The 17,882-nt window shown below is 44.3% G+C and carries 19 protein-coding genes; 6 read left to right on the plus strand and 13 right to left on the minus strand.

What is annotated here, in order from left to right; all coding sequences use genetic code 11:
* Positions 1-3: 3 nt before the first annotated feature.
* The gene (locus tag BA724_RS05700) at positions 4-1,266 is read right to left on the minus strand and encodes a sensor histidine kinase (RefSeq protein ID WP_169818510.1); all 1,263 of its coding nucleotides are present in this window, start codon (positions 1,264-1,266) and stop codon (positions 4-6) included.
* Positions 1,267-1,364: 98 nt separating this feature from the next.
* Positions 1,365-2,690 carry a CitMHS family transporter gene (locus tag BA724_RS05705; protein ID WP_069937869.1) on the minus strand — a complete coding sequence of 442 codons (1,326 nt, stop codon included), beginning with the start codon at positions 2,688-2,690 and terminating at the stop codon, positions 1,365-1,367.
* 262 nt (positions 2,691-2,952) lie between these two features.
* Here BA724_RS05705 and BA724_RS05710 point away from each other — a divergent pair, with 262 nt between their 5' ends.
* Positions 2,953-3,219 carry a hypothetical protein gene (locus tag BA724_RS05710; RefSeq protein ID WP_069937694.1) on the plus strand — a complete coding sequence of 89 codons (267 nt, stop codon included), beginning with the start codon at positions 2,953-2,955 and terminating at the stop codon, positions 3,217-3,219.
* A 92-nt stretch (positions 3,220-3,311) separates the two neighbouring features.
* Here BA724_RS05710 and BA724_RS05715 read toward each other — a convergent pair whose 3' ends face one another.
* From BA724_RS05715 to BA724_RS05735, 5 genes are all read right to left on the minus strand, one after another.
* Positions 3,312-3,671, minus strand: coding sequence for a replication termination protein (locus tag BA724_RS05715; RefSeq protein ID WP_069937695.1), 360 nt, complete (start codon positions 3,669-3,671; stop codon positions 3,312-3,314).
* 111 nt (positions 3,672-3,782) lie between these two features.
* Positions 3,783-5,222 (minus strand): phospholipase D family protein, encoded by a 1,440-nt coding sequence (locus BA724_RS05720; protein ID WP_069937696.1) that lies wholly within the window; start codon positions 5,220-5,222, stop codon positions 3,783-3,785.
* A 74-nt stretch (positions 5,223-5,296) separates the two neighbouring features.
* Positions 5,297-6,361, minus strand: a complete 1,065-nt coding sequence (locus BA724_RS05725; RefSeq protein WP_069937697.1) for an acetyl-CoA C-acyltransferase — start codon at positions 6,359-6,361, stop codon at positions 5,297-5,299.
* Entirely contained in the window at positions 6,358-7,761 is a 1,404-nt protein-coding gene (locus BA724_RS05730) for an AMP-binding protein (protein WP_069937698.1), read from the minus strand. The genes BA724_RS05725 and BA724_RS05730 overlap by 4 nt, the downstream gene beginning before the upstream one ends.
* A gap of 31 nt (positions 7,762-7,792) precedes the next feature.
* Positions 7,793-8,347, minus strand: coding sequence for a biotin transporter BioY (locus tag BA724_RS05735; RefSeq protein ID WP_069937699.1), 555 nt, complete (start codon positions 8,345-8,347; stop codon positions 7,793-7,795).
* A 164-nt stretch (positions 8,348-8,511) separates the two neighbouring features.
* On the opposite strand from BA724_RS05735, the gene BA724_RS05740 reads away from it, so the two are divergent.
* Positions 8,512-9,675, plus strand: a complete 1,164-nt coding sequence (locus tag BA724_RS05740; RefSeq protein ID WP_069937700.1) for an aminotransferase class I/II-fold pyridoxal phosphate-dependent enzyme — start codon at positions 8,512-8,514, stop codon at positions 9,673-9,675.
* 25 nt (positions 9,676-9,700) lie between these two features.
* Positions 9,701-11,047, plus strand: a complete 1,347-nt coding sequence (locus BA724_RS05745; protein ID WP_069937870.1) for a TrkH family potassium uptake protein — start codon at positions 9,701-9,703, stop codon at positions 11,045-11,047.
* Between the two features lie 30 nt (positions 11,048-11,077).
* On the opposite strand, the gene BA724_RS05750 is transcribed toward BA724_RS05745, so the two are convergent.
* The 6 genes from BA724_RS05750 to bioB all read right to left on the minus strand — a co-directional run bounded on the left by BA724_RS05750 (position 11,078) and on the right by bioB (position 14,950).
* Positions 11,078-11,905 (minus strand): formate/nitrite transporter family protein, encoded by an 828-nt coding sequence (locus BA724_RS05750; protein ID WP_069937701.1) that lies wholly within the window; start codon positions 11,903-11,905, stop codon positions 11,078-11,080.
* Between the two features lie 191 nt (positions 11,906-12,096).
* Positions 12,097-12,768 (minus strand): LrgB family protein, encoded by a 672-nt coding sequence (locus BA724_RS05755; RefSeq protein ID WP_069937702.1) that lies wholly within the window; start codon positions 12,766-12,768, stop codon positions 12,097-12,099.
* The gene (locus BA724_RS05760; protein ID WP_069937703.1) at positions 12,765-13,133 is read right to left on the minus strand and encodes a CidA/LrgA family protein; all 369 of its coding nucleotides are present in this window, start codon (positions 13,131-13,133) and stop codon (positions 12,765-12,767) included. Before BA724_RS05760 ends, BA724_RS05755 begins: the two co-directional genes overlap by 4 nt.
* 5 nt (positions 13,134-13,138) lie before the next feature.
* Positions 13,139-13,492, minus strand: a complete 354-nt coding sequence (locus tag BA724_RS05765; RefSeq protein WP_069937704.1) for a MaoC family dehydratase — start codon at positions 13,490-13,492, stop codon at positions 13,139-13,141.
* Complete coding sequence (locus tag BA724_RS05770) at positions 13,485-13,880, minus strand: FAS1-like dehydratase domain-containing protein (protein ID WP_069937705.1); 396 nt, start codon at positions 13,878-13,880, stop codon at positions 13,485-13,487. Before BA724_RS05770 ends, BA724_RS05765 begins: the two co-directional genes overlap by 8 nt.
* A 74-nt stretch (positions 13,881-13,954) precedes the next feature.
* Positions 13,955-14,950 (minus strand): biotin synthase BioB, encoded by a 996-nt coding sequence (bioB, locus tag BA724_RS05775; protein ID WP_069937706.1) that lies wholly within the window; start codon positions 14,948-14,950, stop codon positions 13,955-13,957.
* 170 nt (positions 14,951-15,120) lie between these two features.
* Here bioB and yidC point away from each other — a divergent pair, with 170 nt between their 5' ends.
* The 3 genes from yidC to BA724_RS05790 all read left to right on the plus strand — a co-directional run bounded on the left by yidC (position 15,121) and on the right by BA724_RS05790 (position 17,854).
* Entirely contained in the window at positions 15,121-15,885 is a 765-nt protein-coding gene (gene yidC / locus BA724_RS05780) for a membrane protein insertase YidC (RefSeq protein WP_069937707.1), read from the plus strand.
* 147 nt (positions 15,886-16,032) lie between these two features.
* Positions 16,033-16,722: a 5-bromo-4-chloroindolyl phosphate hydrolysis family protein gene (locus BA724_RS05785; protein WP_069937708.1), complete on the plus strand. Its 690-nt coding sequence runs from the start codon at positions 16,033-16,035 to the stop codon at positions 16,720-16,722.
* Entirely contained in the window at positions 16,670-17,854 is a 1,185-nt protein-coding gene (locus BA724_RS05790; RefSeq protein WP_069937709.1) for a toxic anion resistance protein, read from the plus strand. The genes BA724_RS05785 and BA724_RS05790 overlap by 53 nt, the downstream gene beginning before the upstream one ends.
* Positions 17,855-17,882 lie beyond the last annotated feature (28 nt).

Below are 17,882 nucleotides of genomic sequence, written 5' to 3' on the forward strand. Positions count from 1 at the left end.
TTGTCAGTCTTCTTTCGGTATGTAAATCGTAAAAATGGTTCCAGCGGGTTCATTTGGTATCACTTCTATTATGCCATGAAATGATTCTACGGCTTCTTTTACATTATGGAGCCCAAATCCCCGTCCTTCTCCTTTTGTGGAATAGCCTTTTTCAAATAAAAGCCCGAGTGTCTGATCATCGATGCCCATCCCATTATCCGTTACTTCGATAATGAGCGTTGGGCTCGCGTCGGTAATAAGAAATGTAACATGCGGCGTGCGCGTCTGTTTAACCGCTTCAAAAGCGTTATCAATTAAGTTGCTGATGACCGTCAGCAGTGAGTGGCCGTCTACATGGTCAGGAAGTGCCGACAATGTGCTTTCTCGCTCGATGATAAACAATACTTTTTTCTCGGAAGCTTTGGCCGTTTTCCCTAATAAAACAGCTTGAATGAGGTCATCCTGAATTTGCTTGAATACAATCTGATTTTGAAGTGAAACGCTATCCGCTTCTTTTTGAATAAAATCAAGCGCTGCTGCATTCCGCCCGAGCTGCAAAAGACCAGACAAAACGTACAGCTTATTCATAAACTCATGTGTCTGAGCACGTAATTCATCAGAATAGAGCCGTATTTCATCAATCGTTTTTTTATACATAGCGGCAATTTTAGACGGCTCAAAACCGAGTGTGTCAGCTAATATGCTTTTTGTCAGCCAGAGCCCGCCGGCTACCCCGGCTAAAAGAGCAAAAGCAGCTGCAAGTAAGATGTCCCCGGTTTGAGCGGCGGTTTTCTTTGCAATTGACTTTTTTGAAAATTCAACAGAAACGGTGCCAATCACTTCCGTGTAGGTATCTGTTGTTTTCATAATAGGCGCTTTTCCAATAATGGCTTGTCCATCTGTGCCTGTTTCTTCTACTGTATACGTGCCGCCATAAAGAAGCGAGCGTCTATCAGACTCCCGAAGCGGTTCGGCACGGCCATAGGTGGACAGGATGATGCCGTTTCGTCCTGCAATGGAAATGGACTGCGCTTCCGTCCGCTCTTGTATGTGCTCAAGTACAGGCAATAACATTTTGTCCGCACGCTGTTCCACTAAATAGGCGGTTGTCTCCGGCATAAACGAAATGGTCTGCGCCGTTTGAAGAGAAAGCTGATGCACCTGCTCCGCCGTTTCTCCCATTTGAATGGCATAAAAAACAGCAGACATGCCGGCAATAATAAAAAAAAGCAATGAAAAAACAAGCATAAAAATTTTCGTCCGGAGTGAGACTGTTTTCGTTTTCATGGAGGCTCCAATCTGCTTTTGATCAAATTGTACGAAACATTTGGTCAGATGAAAAGAAAAAATCCCGGATTTGAGAAAAATCCGGGCTGTGCTGTACATTACAATGAAATAACACCAAACAATACAGCAGCAATCGTCATCACAATAGATGTTCCAACGGTCCAAAGAATCGTAAAACGCTGATATTGTCCAAAATCAACCTTTGCCATCCCGACAAGCAAATAAGTTGATGCTACAAGCGGGCTAAGTAAATGAACCGGCTGACCGAGCAATGACGCACGGCCAAGTTCGATAGGACTGATACCGTATGCTGAAGCGGCTTCGGCAATAATAGGCAGAACCCCAAAATAATACGCGTCGTTGGACATGAAAAACGTAAACGGCATGCTTGTAATAGCAGTAATGACCGGCAAGTGCGGCCCCATTGAATCTGGAATGATTGCAACAAGGCTATTGGCCATCGCATCGACCATTTCCGTTCCGGATAGAATACCCGTAAAAATACCCGCTGCGAATACAAGTGATACAACTGCCAGCACATTTCCCGCATGTGCTGCAATCCGTTCTTTTTGGTGCATAACATTTGGGTAATTCACGGTGATCGCAATCGCAAACGCAAGCATAAACAAAATTGGAAGCGGCATAACACCTAAAATAAGCATCGCCATAAGGACAATTGTTAACGTAAAGTTAACCCAAATAAGCTTCGGCCGTTTCCATTTTGCTTCTTCCTCTGAAACAGCGGCTGTGCCAAAAAACGTCAAATAGCTTTTTTCTTCTCCCGGCTGCCCGAGCTCTTCCATTGAAAGGATACCAAGACGCTTCCGTTCCTGTTTGCCCATCCAATACGCAGACAAGATTACCCATACAGCCCCTGCAAGCATAACCGGAATCAATGGGTTAAACAACTCCTGCATATCCAGGCTTAATGCACTTGCTGCGCGGGCAGTCGGACCGCCCCACGGTGTCAAATTTGTCACACCAACCGCCATTAACGCGACAGCCGGCAGAATAAGCGGATTCATTTTCAAGCGCTGATACAGTGGCAGCATGGCAGAAATCGTAATCATGTACGTCGTCGTGCCATCTCCGTCAAGGGAAACAATCATTGCCAGCACGGCGGTGCCAACGACTATTTTCATTGGATCGCCTTTAACCGCTTTCAAAATCTTGCCGACGACTGGATCAAAAAGTCCTGCATCAATCATAATCCCAAAATACAAAATGGCAAACATAAGCATAACGCCGGTTGGCGCAAGTTCTGTAATCCCGGCCAGTGCCATATCACCGAGGCTGGAACCAAATCCGGCAAACACAGCAAATGCAGCCGGTACAATCATTAGGGCGATTAACGCAGATAACTTTCCGCTCATAATTAAATACATAAATACAGCTACCATGGAAAAACCAAGAATGGCGAGCATTGTCATTGTAACACACTCCTTTTCGCTTTTTGAAAACGCTTTATTATTGAATAATTTAATTAATTTAACTGAAAAGGTATATAAAACAAAAATTAAAAAAATATTAACAATAAAAGTTTTTGTGTTCATAAAAACTAATTCATACTTTCACCCTTTTCAGTACAAAAAATTTTAGCAATTTACACAATTCCCTCAGCTGTTTATTTGTTTACGGGAAGGGTAGAAATCTACTAAATCAATTTAAAAAAAGGAGGAAACAGCGTTGGATCTCAATTTTAAAAAGAAGCTGCTCGCCAGCGGAATGGCAGCCGTATTAACGCTTGGCGGCTTGTCTGCCTGTGGTGAAAGTGAAGAACCGGAAGAACAGCAGGATGGCCAGCTGGATGAAGAAAACGAACCCGATCAAGATAACGAGGATCAAAATGATCAGCTTGATGATCAAATTGAGCAGGATGACAGCATTAATGACGGTGTTGATATGCAGGATGGAGAAAAAGATAATAAATTAAATGAAGAAGAAAAGGAATAATTTGTTCTCAAAGCGCTTGCCTAGTACTGTTATTAAGAAAACATGAACAAGAAAGACAGCTTCTGTTTATTCAGAAGCTGTCTTTCTTGTTTTTAATAAACATCCTCCAGCGCTTTTCGTAATAGCGACATGCTGCGGTCGAGATCTGTTTTTACTTGTTTTTTATAGAGTTTCGCTTTTTCATAGTCAGCAAATTGGTAAATAACAATTTCTTTATACTTTGCGCCTTCCTGTACCTTTTTCTGGCGCATTAAAATCCCATCATCAATCAATTCATGAAGTGACCGGTATATTTCCGAATGATTCGGTTCGTATCCAAATGGTTTAAAAGACGCTTTTAATTCATCCATCGCTTGCATGCCGTACATTTTATGTTCTTCAACAAAACGGATCATATAAAGCTTTAAAAAAGCACGCTGTTTAATTAAAAATTTGCCTTCACCTCTGGGCATCCTTTTACAACTCCTTTTCTTATTAGTTTAGTTGCTTGTTTTAAATTTGTCAAATTTGAATTTTGCACATACTGTATTGTGATTAAAAAGAAGCAGCCAGAGCCGCTTCGATTAAAATGTTGTAAAATGCAGTAGTTTTTGAAAGGTGTAGATCATTCGTTTGCCTAGCGATATGTCGTCATCGTGTTTTTCATAGTTATCAGTATAAAGAGCGCCTTTATTTTCCCATAACATATGGACATAATCGTTTACCTCACGAATGATACGGCTGTCATTTTCCGCTCTTATTTTCACATTGGTTTCCGGGTTGTAATTGTTTAAATTTCGTGACGTATGATTGGCGGATCCACTGATGATCACGGATTCATTCTGATGCTTTACGTACATCATTTTCGGATGGAACTGTTCCGGTGAATGGGCAAACCAGCGTATTTCTACTTTGTTGTCTGTGTCTTCCCGCAGTTCAGCTGCCATCGGGATATTCGGCAGGCCTGTTTTTTTGCGTCCGAATGAATTTTTGTTTGTATCAAGAATGAGCTTTACGTCCACCCCGCGATCTGCCGCATCGGTCAGTCCTTCAATAATAGTCCGGTCGGCTAAATAAAACATCGTCAGCCAAATTTCATCGCCTTTTTTTGCTGCTTCAATTTCATCGTGGACCGCCTCTTGAATTTTCCCTTCTGTTACAAGCTGGACATGAACATCCCCTTCATTTTGATGCGGGTCAACGGAATCTGGAAAATTGATTTCACGCCGAGTGTCCGCAGCCGCTTTTTCACTTTTAAGCATGTCTTCAACGAGCGCTCCTTTTACTTCAAACGCCACGTTGGCAAAATAATAGCTCGCATCATGCGGATTTGCCGAGCTGATCAGTGTTGTTTGTTCCGTCGTAATCGTTTTCCGGTGATTGGCTTTTACATTAAAGAGTTTTAGATATGAACGCACTGTCATATCCGGCGCCATGTCGGAAAATACGTTTGGCAGCCATCCATTTTGGCTGTCGCCCCACCATGTAAACAGCATCCGATAAAATCCGCTGTAGACCGGTGTCGGGTCCCTAAACGCATCCATATTCGTTTCCACTACCTCGATACCTGCCTTTTTCATTTGCTCAAATTCCGGCACGGAATGAGATCGGTATGATGAATTCACCTCATCTGTGATGAAAATAATGGGCATATCCGGGTTTGCTTCTTTTTTAGCCAGTAATGCATCTGTTATTGCTCGAACATTCGCCGGATATTCTTTCTTTTTTTCATGGTACGAATTGAATAAAAAATAATCGAGAACAATAAATCGTTCTGCTTCGTTTATAATTTCGAGCGTTCTTGTGAAAATTTCCTCACGAAAAAATTTCTCACCATTTTTTTCACCTGAGAGATTATAGAAAAAATCGACGTCTTCTTCCTTAACCATATATTCATTGCTTTCATACGAAATGTTTTCTGGCAGCGGCCGGTAGACGTTATATAGCATAATCATGACATATAAAGACAAAAAAAGGATGGCGAATAAGCGCCTCCTCCCCCATTTATCCAATCTTTTTTTCATAACGGATCCCCCATTCTCTCTATTTCTTTTATCATACCCATGCCTGTAGGGGGAAAAACCAGCTGAAATATTTTTCAAACACGTTCAAACAGCATCGCAACGCCAATTCCACCGGCACTTCCGACTGCGGCAATCCCATACGCTTCTTTGCGCTGCTGCATACCGTAAAAAAGCCGCAGTACGAGCATCGCGCCTGATGCGCCATATGGATGACCTAACGCAAGTCCTCCTCCGTCCGGATTTAATTTTCGGAACGGAATGTTCAGTTTTCGGGCCGCATAGACCATTTTTACCGCAAACGCCTCATTTATTTCCCATACGTCAATATGTGAGGAGGATAAGCCGGTTTTTTGAAGCAGTTTTTCAATTGCCGGAACAGGTGTTGCAGCCGGAAAGTTGGGATCGGCACCGGCCACAGCACTTGCAACTACTTTTAAGCCCGGTGCTTTGACAGATGTCATTGTCACGGCACATGCCGCATCGTTAAAGGCTGATGCATTCAAGGGAGTCACAGTGCCCCCTTTTTTAAAAGAGGCTTTCGCACGCGGCGCCATTTTTTCAATCGGACGTTTTTTCAGGGCTGCTTCATCCTTCGTATGGCCGGCAATCGGCACAATTTCATCAACAAACCGCTGTTTTTTTATCGATTCTCCGTATCTTTTATAGCTTAAAACCGCGTAATCATCCTGTTCTTTCCGGGAGATATGTTCCCGTTCAGCGAGCCATTCTGCTGCGATGCCCATTTCAGGATCGCCAATCAATTCCGGGGAAAAGACGGCTTTTTCCGGACGGGGTGATGTGCTGGAACTTTCACATCCGCCTGCAATGATGGATTGTGCTTCTCCGGATTGAATAAGCGCAGCACCAAGCCGGATCGCTTCTAAACCGGACGAACATTGCCGGTCAATCGTCAAGCCGGGAACCGCTTCAGGAAGTCCAGCTATTAATGAAGACAAGCGGGCAATATTCCCGCCTGGACCGGTCACATTGCCGAGAATCACTTCATCCGGCAGGTGTTTTATTGGTTTTGTTAAAGCCGCGATGACAGGAGCGGCAAGTTCAGCCGGCTCAATATGCGCAAAAATGCCATCTTTTACGCCAACGGGCGTCCGGCGCGCATCCGTGATGTAAACGGTCATTGAAGCGCCTCCTTTGCTTTCTTTTGTACTTCTTTGCGGGCAATTTTCCCGCTTGATGTAAGCGGCAGTTCATTCACTTGAATCCAGCGTCTCGGCATTTTTTGAACCGACAATGCTTGCTTTGCAAACGCTCGTAATGCTGTTGTGGAGGCCTTTCCTTTATAAAAACAAACAATCCGTTCACCAAGCCATGGGTCCGGGATGGACGTTATAGCGGCCAATTCAACGCCCGGGCATTTAACAAGGATGCGTTCTATTTCTTCCGGGTACACGTTAACGCCGCCGGTAATGATCATAAACTGCTCCCGGCCAACGATGTATAAATAGCCTTCTTCGTCTAAATAGCCAGCATCCCCAACTGTATAAAATTCATCTTCCCCAAGATCCAGCTGGCATAATCCCTGTTTCACATAACCGCTGAACAGCATCGGACTTTTCACAAAAACGGTGCCGATCTGATGAGCAGGAAGGCTTTTTCCGTTGGAACGGATGTCAATCTTCACGCCTGTACTCGGCTTTCCGGAAGAAGCAGGGCGCTTTTTGTAATCATTCGGCGTCATATAAGAAACAAAGCTCAGCTCGGATGCGCCGTAAAACTCGTAAAGAGGCGCTTTTGGATACGAATTCATCCACTGCTGCTTTCTTTCAGCTGTCCATCCGGCACCGGATAAGAAAACGAGCCCCGCAGAAGCAAGCCCTCCTTGCTGATCGATGGCTTCAAGCATCGTCGGCACCGCATAAAAAACGAACGATTCGGTTGTATTTAATGCTTCGATCACACTTTGCGGCAAAAATTTATCCATCAATACAATCGGCTGTCCGCTAAAAAGCGCAAAAGCCATGCCATATAAAAAAAGAGAATGATGAATAGGACCGGCAATGACCGCCGTTTCCTGACCGGTCAATGGAAAATCAGCCAATCCCGCTTCAAAGCTTTTCAGCCAGGAAAACTGATTTCGGGCAAATTGCTTTGGCGTGCCGCTTGACCCAGAAGTGAAGCCGGAATAAAATATCGCTTCGGAATCCGGATGGCAATAGGAAGAAGGCGCTGTTTTTTGAATAAGCCCGCCGATTTGACTTAGATCGTCTTCTCCAATAAACAGCGCCGGTTTTGCCAGTTGAAGCCGCTCGGCTCGTTCTGCATGGGTCATTCGTGGATCAAGCGGCATAAAAGTAAAGCCGGCCCGGACTGCGCCGCAAAACAAAGCAAGTGTTTCCCACCGATTTTGTGCCGTTAGCGCGACGATATCTCCAGGCTGGCCCTGTAAAAGAAGCCATGCTGCTGCCCGCTTCGTTATGTCTTCCCATCTGCTGCATGTAAAAACCTCATTTTTTGTATGTACACAAATAGACTCCGGGCACGTTTGTGCCCGGAGCGATTGTGTGGATGTCATGTTCATTATCGATCCCCCCACAGTACTATAACAAATTTTAAGCAGCGCGGCGAAAAGATGGCACGGCCTGCAGTGCTGTCCGCAGTTTCGGGACAAGAACAGCGGCAGCAGCCGACTTTAAAACATCTCCCGGAATAAACGCCATGCTAGCAATCGTCACTTCTTTTAATCCAACACCTGTAACAAAGGATTGAACCGGTATGCCGATTGCGTATAGAACTGCGACACCGCCCACAAGATTGGCAGCGAACGTCCGACGTGCTGTCAGCTTAGCGGCACGTTGGGTTAACAAGCCAATAACAAAGGCTCCTGCAATCCAAGAAATCAAAAAGCCGGCACTTGGTCCCGCAAACACAGCAAGACCGCCGCGCCCTCCGGCAAGAAGCGGTGCTCCTGCTGCGACTGTAAGGAGAAAGATAATTTGGCTGAGTGCCCCGAGACGCGCGCCGAGTACACCGCCGGCAATCATGACCCCAATTGTTTGAAAGGAAATCGGCACCGGTGTAAAAGAGAGCGGAATAGGCGGCAAGAAGCCTAAAACGCCCATAATAGCCGCAAACATGGCTGCCTGCATCCAGTGAATTGTTTTCATATATGTATTCCTCCAATAAATCGTTTTTTTTATTGTAAAGGTCTTTTCGTTTTATTGTCAACTGAATTTAATTTAAGTTAACAAATAACGCAACATACTTTTTTCGGCCGGTATGGTAAAATAGTGCCCATACATATATATTTCCACGCAATGAGGTGCTTGTTTTGACGATTGAACCTTCTATAAAAATGGCTGCGTTTGGCCCATCCATTTTTAGTGATTTAAAAACGTATACGGATGAAAAAAAACAAAAAGGAAAAACACTGATTGATTTAAGTCTCGGCAGTCCGGACTTGCCTCCGGACGAGCGAATCCGGGCTCTTTTAGCCAATGAAAGTGCGAAACTGGAAGCATACGGCTATACACTTGGTGGAACAGAACTTTTTTATAAATCCGTTGCCGACTACTATAAAAGACGTTCTGGGGTAAACCTAAATCCAAAGACAGAAATCGTTCAGACGATGGGCTCTCAGGAAGGGCTCGTTCATCTTCCGCTTGCATTTTGCAACCCCGGTGACATTGTTCTGACGACCAATCCGGCTTACGTGGCTTATGAAGCAGGTATTACGCTTGCAGGAGCTGTCCCGTATTACATGCCGCTTCTGCCTGCAAATCGATTTTTGCCGGATTTGTCCGCCATCCCGGACGATGTGGCGAAAAAAGCGAAATTGATGCTCTTAAATTTACCAGGCAATCCGGTACCAGCGATGCCGGATGACGCGTTTTTTGAACAGGTCATCGCATTCACTAAAAAGCATCAAATTATTGTGCTTCACGATGCAGCGTATTCGGAATTTTATTTTACAGGTGAAAAGCCGTTTAGTTTTCTTGCTATCCCCGGGGCGATGGACGTCGGAATGGAAATAAACTCTCTATCGAAAAGTTTCAGCCTTGCTGGTGCACGAGTTGCCTACCTCGCCGGGAATGCCGGCATGATCGCTGTTTTAAAACAATTGAAATCAAACCTCGACTACGGGGTATTTGATCCGATACAAAAAGCGGCGGCTTTTGCTCTTGATCAGGCGGAAGAAATTACAGACAAGCTTCGCGCTGAATTTCGCGCACGTGCCGAGGCCCTCTCGACAGGGCTTCAGAATATTGGCTGGCCTGTTGAGCGTCCAAACAGCGGGATGTTTTTATGGGCGAAAATTCCGCGCGGAGAAGATGACCGGGCGTTTGTGTTTCAAGCCATTGACGAGTCTGGTGTCGTGATGGTTCCCGGCAGCGCGTTTGGCACAGCGGGCAAAGGCTATGTGCGGATTGCACTTGTTCAGCCTGTTCCCATACTAAAGCAAGCGGCAAAAGAGCTAAAAAAGGTGATTTCATGAATGGGGTATGGCAATAATGGTAAAAATGAAATTAAAACGAACACTCCGTCTGTCTCCCTTTCAAGTTATCGTGCTTCTTTATTTGATAGGCGCTGTTTTTTCAAGCATTTTATTGCTGCTGCCAGTTGCCCATAAGCCAGGTGTTGAAATTGCGTTTATTGATGCAGTTTTTGTCGCTGTTAGTGCTCTTAGTGTCACCGGCCTCACCCCTGTCAGCACGGTTGACACCTTTAGCACGACCGGCTATTTTTTTATTTTGCTGATTTTGCAGGTCGGCGGTGTTGGTATTATGACATTTAGTTCGATGGTTTGGCTGCTGTTCGGCAAACGAATCGGCATGCGGGAACGGCAGCTCATTATGGCTGATCAAAATCGGACGAATTTAAATGGGCTTGTCAGGTTAATGCGTGAAATTTTCCTGCTTATTTTGGCGATTGAAGCCGTCGGTGCCATTGTACTCGGCATTTATTTCACACAATATTATCCGACACTCGGCGAAGCATTTCTGCATGGTCTGTTTGCATCAGTCAGTGCGACCACTAATGGAGGGTTTGATATTACCGGTGCCTCGCTTATTCCATATGCGAACGATTATTTCGTCCAGTTTGTTCACATGGTGCTGATTATTCTTGGAGCAATCGGATTTCCTGTGCTGATTGAAGTAAAAGATTTTCTTACCTATCGCGGTTCACGCAAGTTTACATTCAGCTTGTTCACAAAATTAACGGTGACGATGTACGTTCTTTTAGCCGCAGTTGGTACTGCAGGGCTGCTTTTGTTTGAACGGCATAACTTTTTGATCGATAAAACATGGCATGAATCGTTTTTTTATGCGGCTTTTCAGTCGATTGCATCCAGGAGCGGGGGGTTAACGACACTGGATTTAAATGATTTTTCAACGCCATCGCTTCTTCTGCTGTCGATGCTTATGTTTATTGGCGCTTCCCCGTCCAGTGTCGGAGGCGGCTTACGGACGACAACCGTTGCCATTGCGGCATTGAGTGTGTTTACATTTGCACGCGGAAAAAATACGATTAAAGTGTTTCAGCGGGAAGTGCACCCGATTGATGTACACCGGTCATTTGTCGTTGTTGCCACCGGGTCATTTATATGGTGTATGTCGATTATGATGCTTTCTTATCTAGAGCCTGAGGTGGCACTGCTGCCGATCATTTATGAAGCATCTTCTGCATTCGGAACGACTGGATCTTCTTTGGGCATTACCGGCCTTATTGGGGTACCGGCGAAAATCATTTTAATCGGGCTTATGTTTATTGGCCGTGTCGGCTTATTCTCCCTTTTGTTCCTTATTCGCGGCAAAGAAATAAAAGATTCCTACCATTACCCGAAAGAACGAATTTTAATTGGCTAAAAAAGTAAAAGCCGTCTTTATCGACGGCTTTTACTTTTTTAGCAGCTTAATGGAAATTCGTTCTTTTGCTTCTTCCGGTGCGGGTTTGTCCGCCGGTTTAGCTAAATACATATAAACCATGCCGACAAATACACTGCCTCCAATGATATTTCCGATTGTCACGGGAAGTAAATTATGAACGGCATTCGCAACGGAGATCACCTCTGGATGCGGCACTGCGAGCGCCAGGCTGAACAATACCATGTTGGCAATGCTATGTTCAAAGCCGGCTACCACAAAGGTCATGACGAACAAAAGCATCGTCACAATTTTTGCCATATCGCCCTTCATCTGCATCGGAATCCAAACCGCGAGACAGACAATCCAGTTACATAAAATCGCTTTAAAAAATAATTCAGATGCCGGGCAATGCATTTTGTGTGAAACGACATCCATTAAGTATTGAGAGTTGGCCGGATCGTTATAAATGCCGGCTACGCCAATAAATAAAGCAAAGAACACCGCACCTAATAAATTTCCTGTATAGCAGACGGCTAAAACAGCCAGCGAATCTTTCCATGTTGTTTTGCCGCTTATGGTACTCATCGTAAAATACATCGTATTGCCAGTAAACAGCTCTGCACTTCCATATATAATCAAGACGAGCGCAATGCCAAAAAATGCGCCGAGCATAAGCGCTGTTGCAGGCGATCCCGCATCGAAAAAGGGTTCAGCAAGTTTAAAAGAAAGCATAATAGCAAAACCGATGAAAAAGCTGGCCAGCATCGCTTTGATGATGTACTGCATGGGATTATTTTTTAAAATCGCTGATTTTTTAACCGCCCACGTATTTATTTCTTCGTATGCTTCTTTGTTCATGTTATTCACTCACCATTCGAGTTAGTTTGTGAAATATTTCACAATTTATTTATACTTTTATTATACGCTCTCTTTTCATAAAGTCTACAGAAAAGTTGTCACAACTTTTTGTCCGTATTTAAAGCGTTATCACTGTTTTATTCATATAAAAAGAGACGGCCTATTATAAGCCATCTCTTTTTATAATCTTATTATAACAGCGGGAAAAACCAGGGCAGGACAAACGATGTAATAATCGATGCAAATCCCATGGCGGCACTTGAGACTGCCCCTTGCAGCGGACCCTCTAGTACCGCCTGGCTTGTGCCGATCCCGTGCGATACCGTTCCGATGCCAAGTCCCCGAGAGAACGGATCTTTTATACGAAAGATATTCAGCAAAAACGGGCCAAATACAGCACCAAATATGCCCGCTACCATCACAAACGCTGCAGCAAGCGCCGGGTCGCCGCCAATAATGATCGCTGCTTCAATTGCAACGGGCGTTGTCACAGCTTTTACCGCCGCGGTTGCTTGAATCGTTTCAGATAAACCGAATGCGGCTGACAGCCATACAGCAGACGCAATTGTGGACATCGTACCGATCACAAGACCTACCACAGCTGGCACAAGCCTTTCAAAGAGAACCTGCCGATTGTGGTAAAGCGGCACCGCAAGCGCGACCGTTGCGGGACCAAGCAAAAATGTCATAATGTCTTTTGCGGGTGTATAAGCTTCATAGGAAACATTAAGGGCAAGAAGAATGGCAATCACAACCGCCGTTGCCGTAAAAACAGGTGTTGTAAAAGGAGATGGACACCGCATTGAAATAACTCTGGCTCCCAAGTAAACCGTAACGGTCAACAAAATATAAAGGATCGTCACTGTTTTGACCTCCTTTTAGATGATAAGATCGTTGACAGTCCGGCCGTTATCAAAAGCCCAATGATTGAACTACCTGCAATCATCAGGAAAAGAGCCAGCCCGTCTGACCGGATTAAGTCTCCATACGCCATCAAGCCCACTGCGATTGGAATAAAAAAGAACGCTAAATGCTTGTTTAAAAAAGCCGCGCCTGACCCAATAAAGCGGTCCGGTATGATCCCTGTTAACAGCAGCAAAAGTAAAATGATCATGCCAAATACACTTGCCGGGATGGGAATGTTCAGGGTAGACACCGTCCAAACCGACAGCTGGTAAAGAGCAGTTAAGCAGGCAATTTGAATAAAGAAAAGAATCGATTTTTTCATTGTGCTTACCGTTTAACCGTAAAGATGCCTTTCATCTTCACTTCACCGGCTTCATTTTCAATGATTACACTGCCTTTTCCCGCTTCTTCATTTATCCAGCTGCCTTTTATAGCAAGAGGCTCATCAGGGTATGTCATCGCCTGGAATCGGGCGTCATAAGACGTGAGCGGCTCGGCACACCATTCATCGATCGCCCGGCTGCCGAGCGCCATAACAAGCATGCCGTGTGCAATACAGCCCGGCAGCCCGGCTTTTATAGCATATTCGGCATCGGTATGAATCGGATTATGATCTCCCGATGCGTGTGCATAGGACTCTATATCTTCTTGTTTGATCGTCCATTGAATCAGATTAAACATGGCGGTCTCCTTTCTGCTCGATCAGAACAGAACGGGAAATAATAGTTGTTTCGTTTTCTTTTATGTAGGTTGTTTCAAGCTTTGCGAACGTCATGTTTTTTTTCGTTGTTTTTCCGGTTATGTAAATAATGGCTTCAATTTGATCCCCAGGGTAAACTGGTTTTATATATTCGTACGATTGGCTGCCATGCAGTACACAGGCGGGGTCATAATGAAGCAGTTCAGTTAATTTATAAAATGACATACCTCCCTGAAAGTCCATAACTGTCGCAAAGGTTGGCGGGATCTCCCGGATGGAATCGCTTGCAAAAACAGCTTGTTTAAAAGTATTTACCTCTTTTTCTTCAATTTTGTAAACATACCGGTACAATTCCACTTTCTCTTTCATTGTCTCACCCTTTCTTTTGATGATTTTATCATACAATCAACAAAAAAGGACCCCTTGAAAAGAGGCCGTTTTTGTTAACAGACAGGTTCCTGTTCGTGTGCATGTTCCACGATAAATCCCATGTCTTCAATCATTTTATGATCAGCGGTCGTTTCCTGGCCGGCTGTTGTTAAATAGTTTCCGAGAAAAATCGAATTGGCGGCATATAAACCGAGCGGCTGTACCGAACGCAAATTCACTTCCCGTCCGCCGGAAATACGGATTTCTTTTGATGGGTTAATATAACGGAACAAAGCAAGTACTTTTAAGCAAAAAGAAGGTGTAAGCGGTTTTGCGTGCTCAAGTTTTGTACCAGGAATCGCATGTAAAAAATTAACCGGGATCGAATCAGCATCCAGTTCACGCAGGCTGAAGGCCATATTGACAATATCTCCATTTGTTTCGCCCATTCCGATGATGACACCTGAACACGGCGACATGCCGCTTTCTTTGACGCGCCCGACCGTTTCAGTCCGGTCATCGTATGTATGTGTTGTTGTAATTTCACTATGGTGCTCTTTTGACGTATTAATATTATGGTTATACCGGTCCACCCCGGCTTCCTTCAGCTGCGCTGCTTGTTCCGGCTTTAAGATGCCAAGACACGCACAAATGCGCATTTGGTATTTTTCTTTAATTTCTTTTACGGCCCCTGTGACTGTTTCAATTTCTTTTTTAGACGGACCTCTTCCGCTTGCGACGATACAATATGTATTGGCACCAAGTGAATGTGCTTTTTCCGCACCCGCCACGATTTGTTCCCGGTCCATCATCCGATATTTTTCGATTGGGGCGCTTGATTTTGATGATTGTGAGCAATAGCCGCAATCTTCAGGGCATAGCCCTGATTTTGTGTTGATGATCATATTAAGCTTCACTTTTTTTCCGTAATAATGGCGGCGGATTTGAAAAGCGCCATCGAGCAGCTTTAGCAAATCGTCCTCCGGGCATTCTAGTATCTGGATGGCTTCCGCTTCAGATAGTTTGTATCCATTTAAAACCTGCCCGGCTAATTGAGTCCATGTTGACATAGGTCATCTCTCCTTTTTTCCAGATTAAAGGGTAATCAATTCTTTTGTCAACTTATTTTTTGTTTAAGTTAACAATAATCCTCTCGTGCATTCGTTGTTTTCAAAGAAAAAAAGGAGTATACTTTTTGTGTCTAAAGGAACTAGCCTGCTAGCAGGCGCAGGAGGAACGAATGTTGAAAAAACAATTATTACTGGCGCTCACTTTATTATCCACAGTCTTGCTTTCTGGCTGTCAGAGCGCCGAAACAGAAGGTCATTTTTTTCATGATTATTTGGTGAATCCATTTGTTGAACTCATTCACTGGCTTGGGGAAATGCTTGGCAGCTATGGTCTTGCGATCATTGTGATTACGATTGCTGTCCGTCTTATTCTAATGCCCCTTATGCTTAATTCCATGAAAAAGCAGGCTGTCATGCGTCAGAAAATGGACGTTGTCAAGCCGCAGATGACGGATATTCAAGTCCGGTTAAAAGCGGCGAAAAATCCGGAAGAGCAGCGGAAGATTCAAATGGAAATGATGAGTCTTTACAAAGAAAACGGCATTAACCCAATGGCGATGGGCTGTCTGCCGATGCTTCTGCAAATGCCGGTCTGGATGGGGCTTTATTATGCCATTACTATTTCAGAAGATATAAAAACGCACGAATTTTTATGGTTCCAGCTTGGTCAGCCTGATATCGCGATGGCCATCATTGCCGGCATTATGTACTACGTTCAATTTAAGCTGTCGATGCAGACGATGCCGCTGGAACAGCAGCAGCAAATGAAATTTGTCGGCCTGCTGTCGCCATTGATGATTTTGATTTTCTCCTTTAATGCACCGGCTGCTTTGCCAATCTACTGGAGTGTCAGCGGACTCATTTTAATTTTTCAATCGTGGATCGGTCGCAAATATTATCAGAATCACCCGCCTGTCGAAGAAACGGTGAAGTGATTTATTCCCCTTTTTTTAAAAAGGGGTTTTTTAACAGAAAAAACGTAAACACTGTAAAATATGAAACTTTTTTGCCTGCTTGTCCGTATAAAAGAATATAATACGCTCAAAATGCAGAGCGAAATGATAAAATGGAGTGGATGAACAATGCGATATTCTTTCTACTGGTTTCGCCGCCTTGCTGTTTCATTCGGAGTAGCACTTCTGGCAGTCACACTGTTTGACGGATTTTTGGCGTATGGGGTGTTTGCAGCTGTTTTTGCAGGGACATTCATGCTGTACACTAATTTCAGCAACAGACGGATCCAGAAAAAACACGGGTTAAATCGAAAAGAATATTACTATATACTGGATCAGCTGAAAGAAGCGAAAATGAAGCTGTCCCGGTTGCAGAATTTGTTTTTAAAAGTGCGAAGCCTGCGCTCACTAAAGCAGATGATTGAGCTGAACAGCCTTGTGAAGCGGATTTACTCTGTTGTAAAAAAAGAGCCTAAGCGCTTTTATGAGATTGAACCTTTTTTCTACTCGCACCTTGACTCAGTCGTGGAACTTGCTGAAAAATCGGCTCTTCTCTCAAGCAAAAAAGTAAAAGATCCAAACATGAAAAAATCACTGCTGGAAACGACCGAAACACTCGGCGATCTCTCGCAGACACTTGAAGCCGACTTGCGGCAGGTGCTCGCCCGTGATATTGAGCATTTAACGATTGAACTTGATGTTGCCAAGCAGCACACGAACCGTAAAAAACAACTCATTGAACCTGCCCAGGAAGGAGAAAAACAAGATGAACAACGAATTACAGCCCCAACAGGCACCCGTTACGGGCGCAAAAAATGATGATTTATTAGATGATTTGCTTTCCAATCCATTTGGGGACATGCCTTCCGCACCAAGTGCGGCTGCGACACCGTCCGCCCAGTCGAAGCGGCTTGTCGACGCGCTTCCAGCTGAACACCGGCAAAAAGCAGAGCAAATAGCTGCTCAAATCGACGCCGGCAACCAGCAGGCGGTTTTTTCATTCGGAACGGCCGCGCAGACCAAGCTGTCTGATTTCTCTCATCATATGCTTGATCATGTCCAGCGCAAGGACATTGGACCAATTGGTGATATTTTAAATGATTTAATGAAAAATTTAAAAAATGTGGACCCGGATGAATTACGCGATGAAAAGCGAAATATGTTTTCGCGCATGTTTGGCAAAGTATCCGATTCCGTTCAGGAAGTCATGACACGTTACCAGAAAGTCGGCGCACAAATTGACCGGATTGGTGTAAAGCTTGAACATTCAAAACGTGGCCTTGTCGAAGATATCCGGATGCTTGAACAATTATATGAAAAAAACAAAGAATATTTCCTGGCACTGAATATTTACATTGCGGCCGGTGAATTAAAGCTTGAAGAAATTGAAACGAAGACCATTCCTGAGCTGCGCCAAAAAGCGGAGCGGACCGGTGATCAAATGGATTTCCAGGATGTCAACGATATGATCGCATTCGCCGACCGACTTGAAAAACGGCTGCATGATTTAAAACTAAGCCGCCAGATTACCATTCAAAGCGCTCCGCAAATCCGCTTAATTCAAAATACAAACCAGGCGCTTGCTGAAAAAATCCAGTCATCGATTTTAACAGCAGTCCCGCTTTGGAAAAATCAAATTGCGATTGCTTTAACGCTTGTACGCCAGCAAAAAGCGGTGAAGGCTCAAAAAGAAGTGTCAAAAACGACCAATGACCTCCTATTAAAAAATTCAGAAATGCTGAAGGTCAACTCCATTGAAACTGCCCGAGAAAACGAGCGTGGGCTTGTGGATATTGATACGTTAAAGAAAACGCAGGAAAACTTAATTACAACGCTCGAAGAAACGATCCGCATCCAGCAGGATGGCCGAGTCAAACGAAAAGCAGCCGAAGAAGAATTGATTGTGATGGAAGACGATTTAAAACAACGGCTTTTGCGCTTAAAACAATAAACATAAAAAACGGGCTGTTCCGAAATGG

The sequence above is a fragment of the Domibacillus iocasae genome, from assembly GCF_001750285.1.
In the GTDB taxonomy this organism is placed as follows: Bacteria; Bacillota; Bacilli; order Bacillales; family Domibacillaceae; genus Domibacillus; species Domibacillus iocasae.

Bases quoted from the DNA above. Each gene is read 5' to 3' on its own strand.
- BA724_RS05705 (WP_069937869.1), bottom strand. From the start codon at position 2,690: ATGCTCGCCATTCTTGGTTTTTCCATGGTAGCTGTATTTATGTATTTA.
- BA724_RS05785 (WP_069937708.1), top strand. From the start codon at position 16,033: ATGCGATATTCTTTCTACTGGTTTCGCCGCCTTGCTGTTTCATTCGGA.
- BA724_RS05715 (WP_069937695.1), bottom strand. From the start codon at position 3,671: ATGCCCAGAGGTGAAGGCAAATTTTTAATTAAACAGCGTGCTTTTTTA.
- BA724_RS05725 (WP_069937697.1), bottom strand. From the start codon at position 6,361: ATGACCGTTTACATCACGGATGCGCGCCGGACGCCCGTTGGCGTAAAA.
- bioB (WP_069937706.1), bottom strand. From the start codon at position 14,950: ATGTCAACATGGACTCAATTAGCCGGGCAGGTTTTAAATGGATACAAA.
- BA724_RS05750 (WP_069937701.1), bottom strand. From the start codon at position 11,905: ATGAACAAAGAAGCATACGAAGAAATAAATACGTGGGCGGTTAAAAAA.
- BA724_RS05745 (WP_069937870.1), top strand. From the start codon at position 9,701: ATGAAATTAAAACGAACACTCCGTCTGTCTCCCTTTCAAGTTATCGTG.
- BA724_RS05770 (WP_069937705.1), bottom strand. From the start codon at position 13,880: ATGAAAGAGAAAGTGGAATTGTACCGGTATGTTTACAAAATTGAAGAA.
- BA724_RS05760 (WP_069937703.1), bottom strand. From the start codon at position 13,133: ATGAAAAAATCGATTCTTTTCTTTATTCAAATTGCCTGCTTAACTGCT.
- BA724_RS05730 (WP_069937698.1), bottom strand. From the start codon at position 7,761: ATGAACATGACATCCACACAATCGCTCCGGGCACAAACGTGCCCGGAG.
- BA724_RS05735 (WP_069937699.1), bottom strand. From the start codon at position 8,347: ATGAAAACAATTCACTGGATGCAGGCAGCCATGTTTGCGGCTATTATG.
- BA724_RS05720 (WP_069937696.1), bottom strand. From the start codon at position 5,222: ATGAAAAAAAGATTGGATAAATGGGGGAGGAGGCGCTTATTCGCCATC.
- BA724_RS05790 (WP_069937709.1), top strand. From the start codon at position 16,670: ATGAACAACGAATTACAGCCCCAACAGGCACCCGTTACGGGCGCAAAA.
- yidC (WP_069937707.1), top strand. From the start codon at position 15,121: ATGTTGAAAAAACAATTATTACTGGCGCTCACTTTATTATCCACAGTC.
- BA724_RS05700 (WP_169818510.1), bottom strand. From the start codon at position 1,266: ATGAAAACGAAAACAGTCTCACTCCGGACGAAAATTTTTATGCTTGTT.
- BA724_RS05765 (WP_069937704.1), bottom strand. From the start codon at position 13,492: ATGTTTAATCTGATTCAATGGACGATCAAACAAGAAGATATAGAGTCC.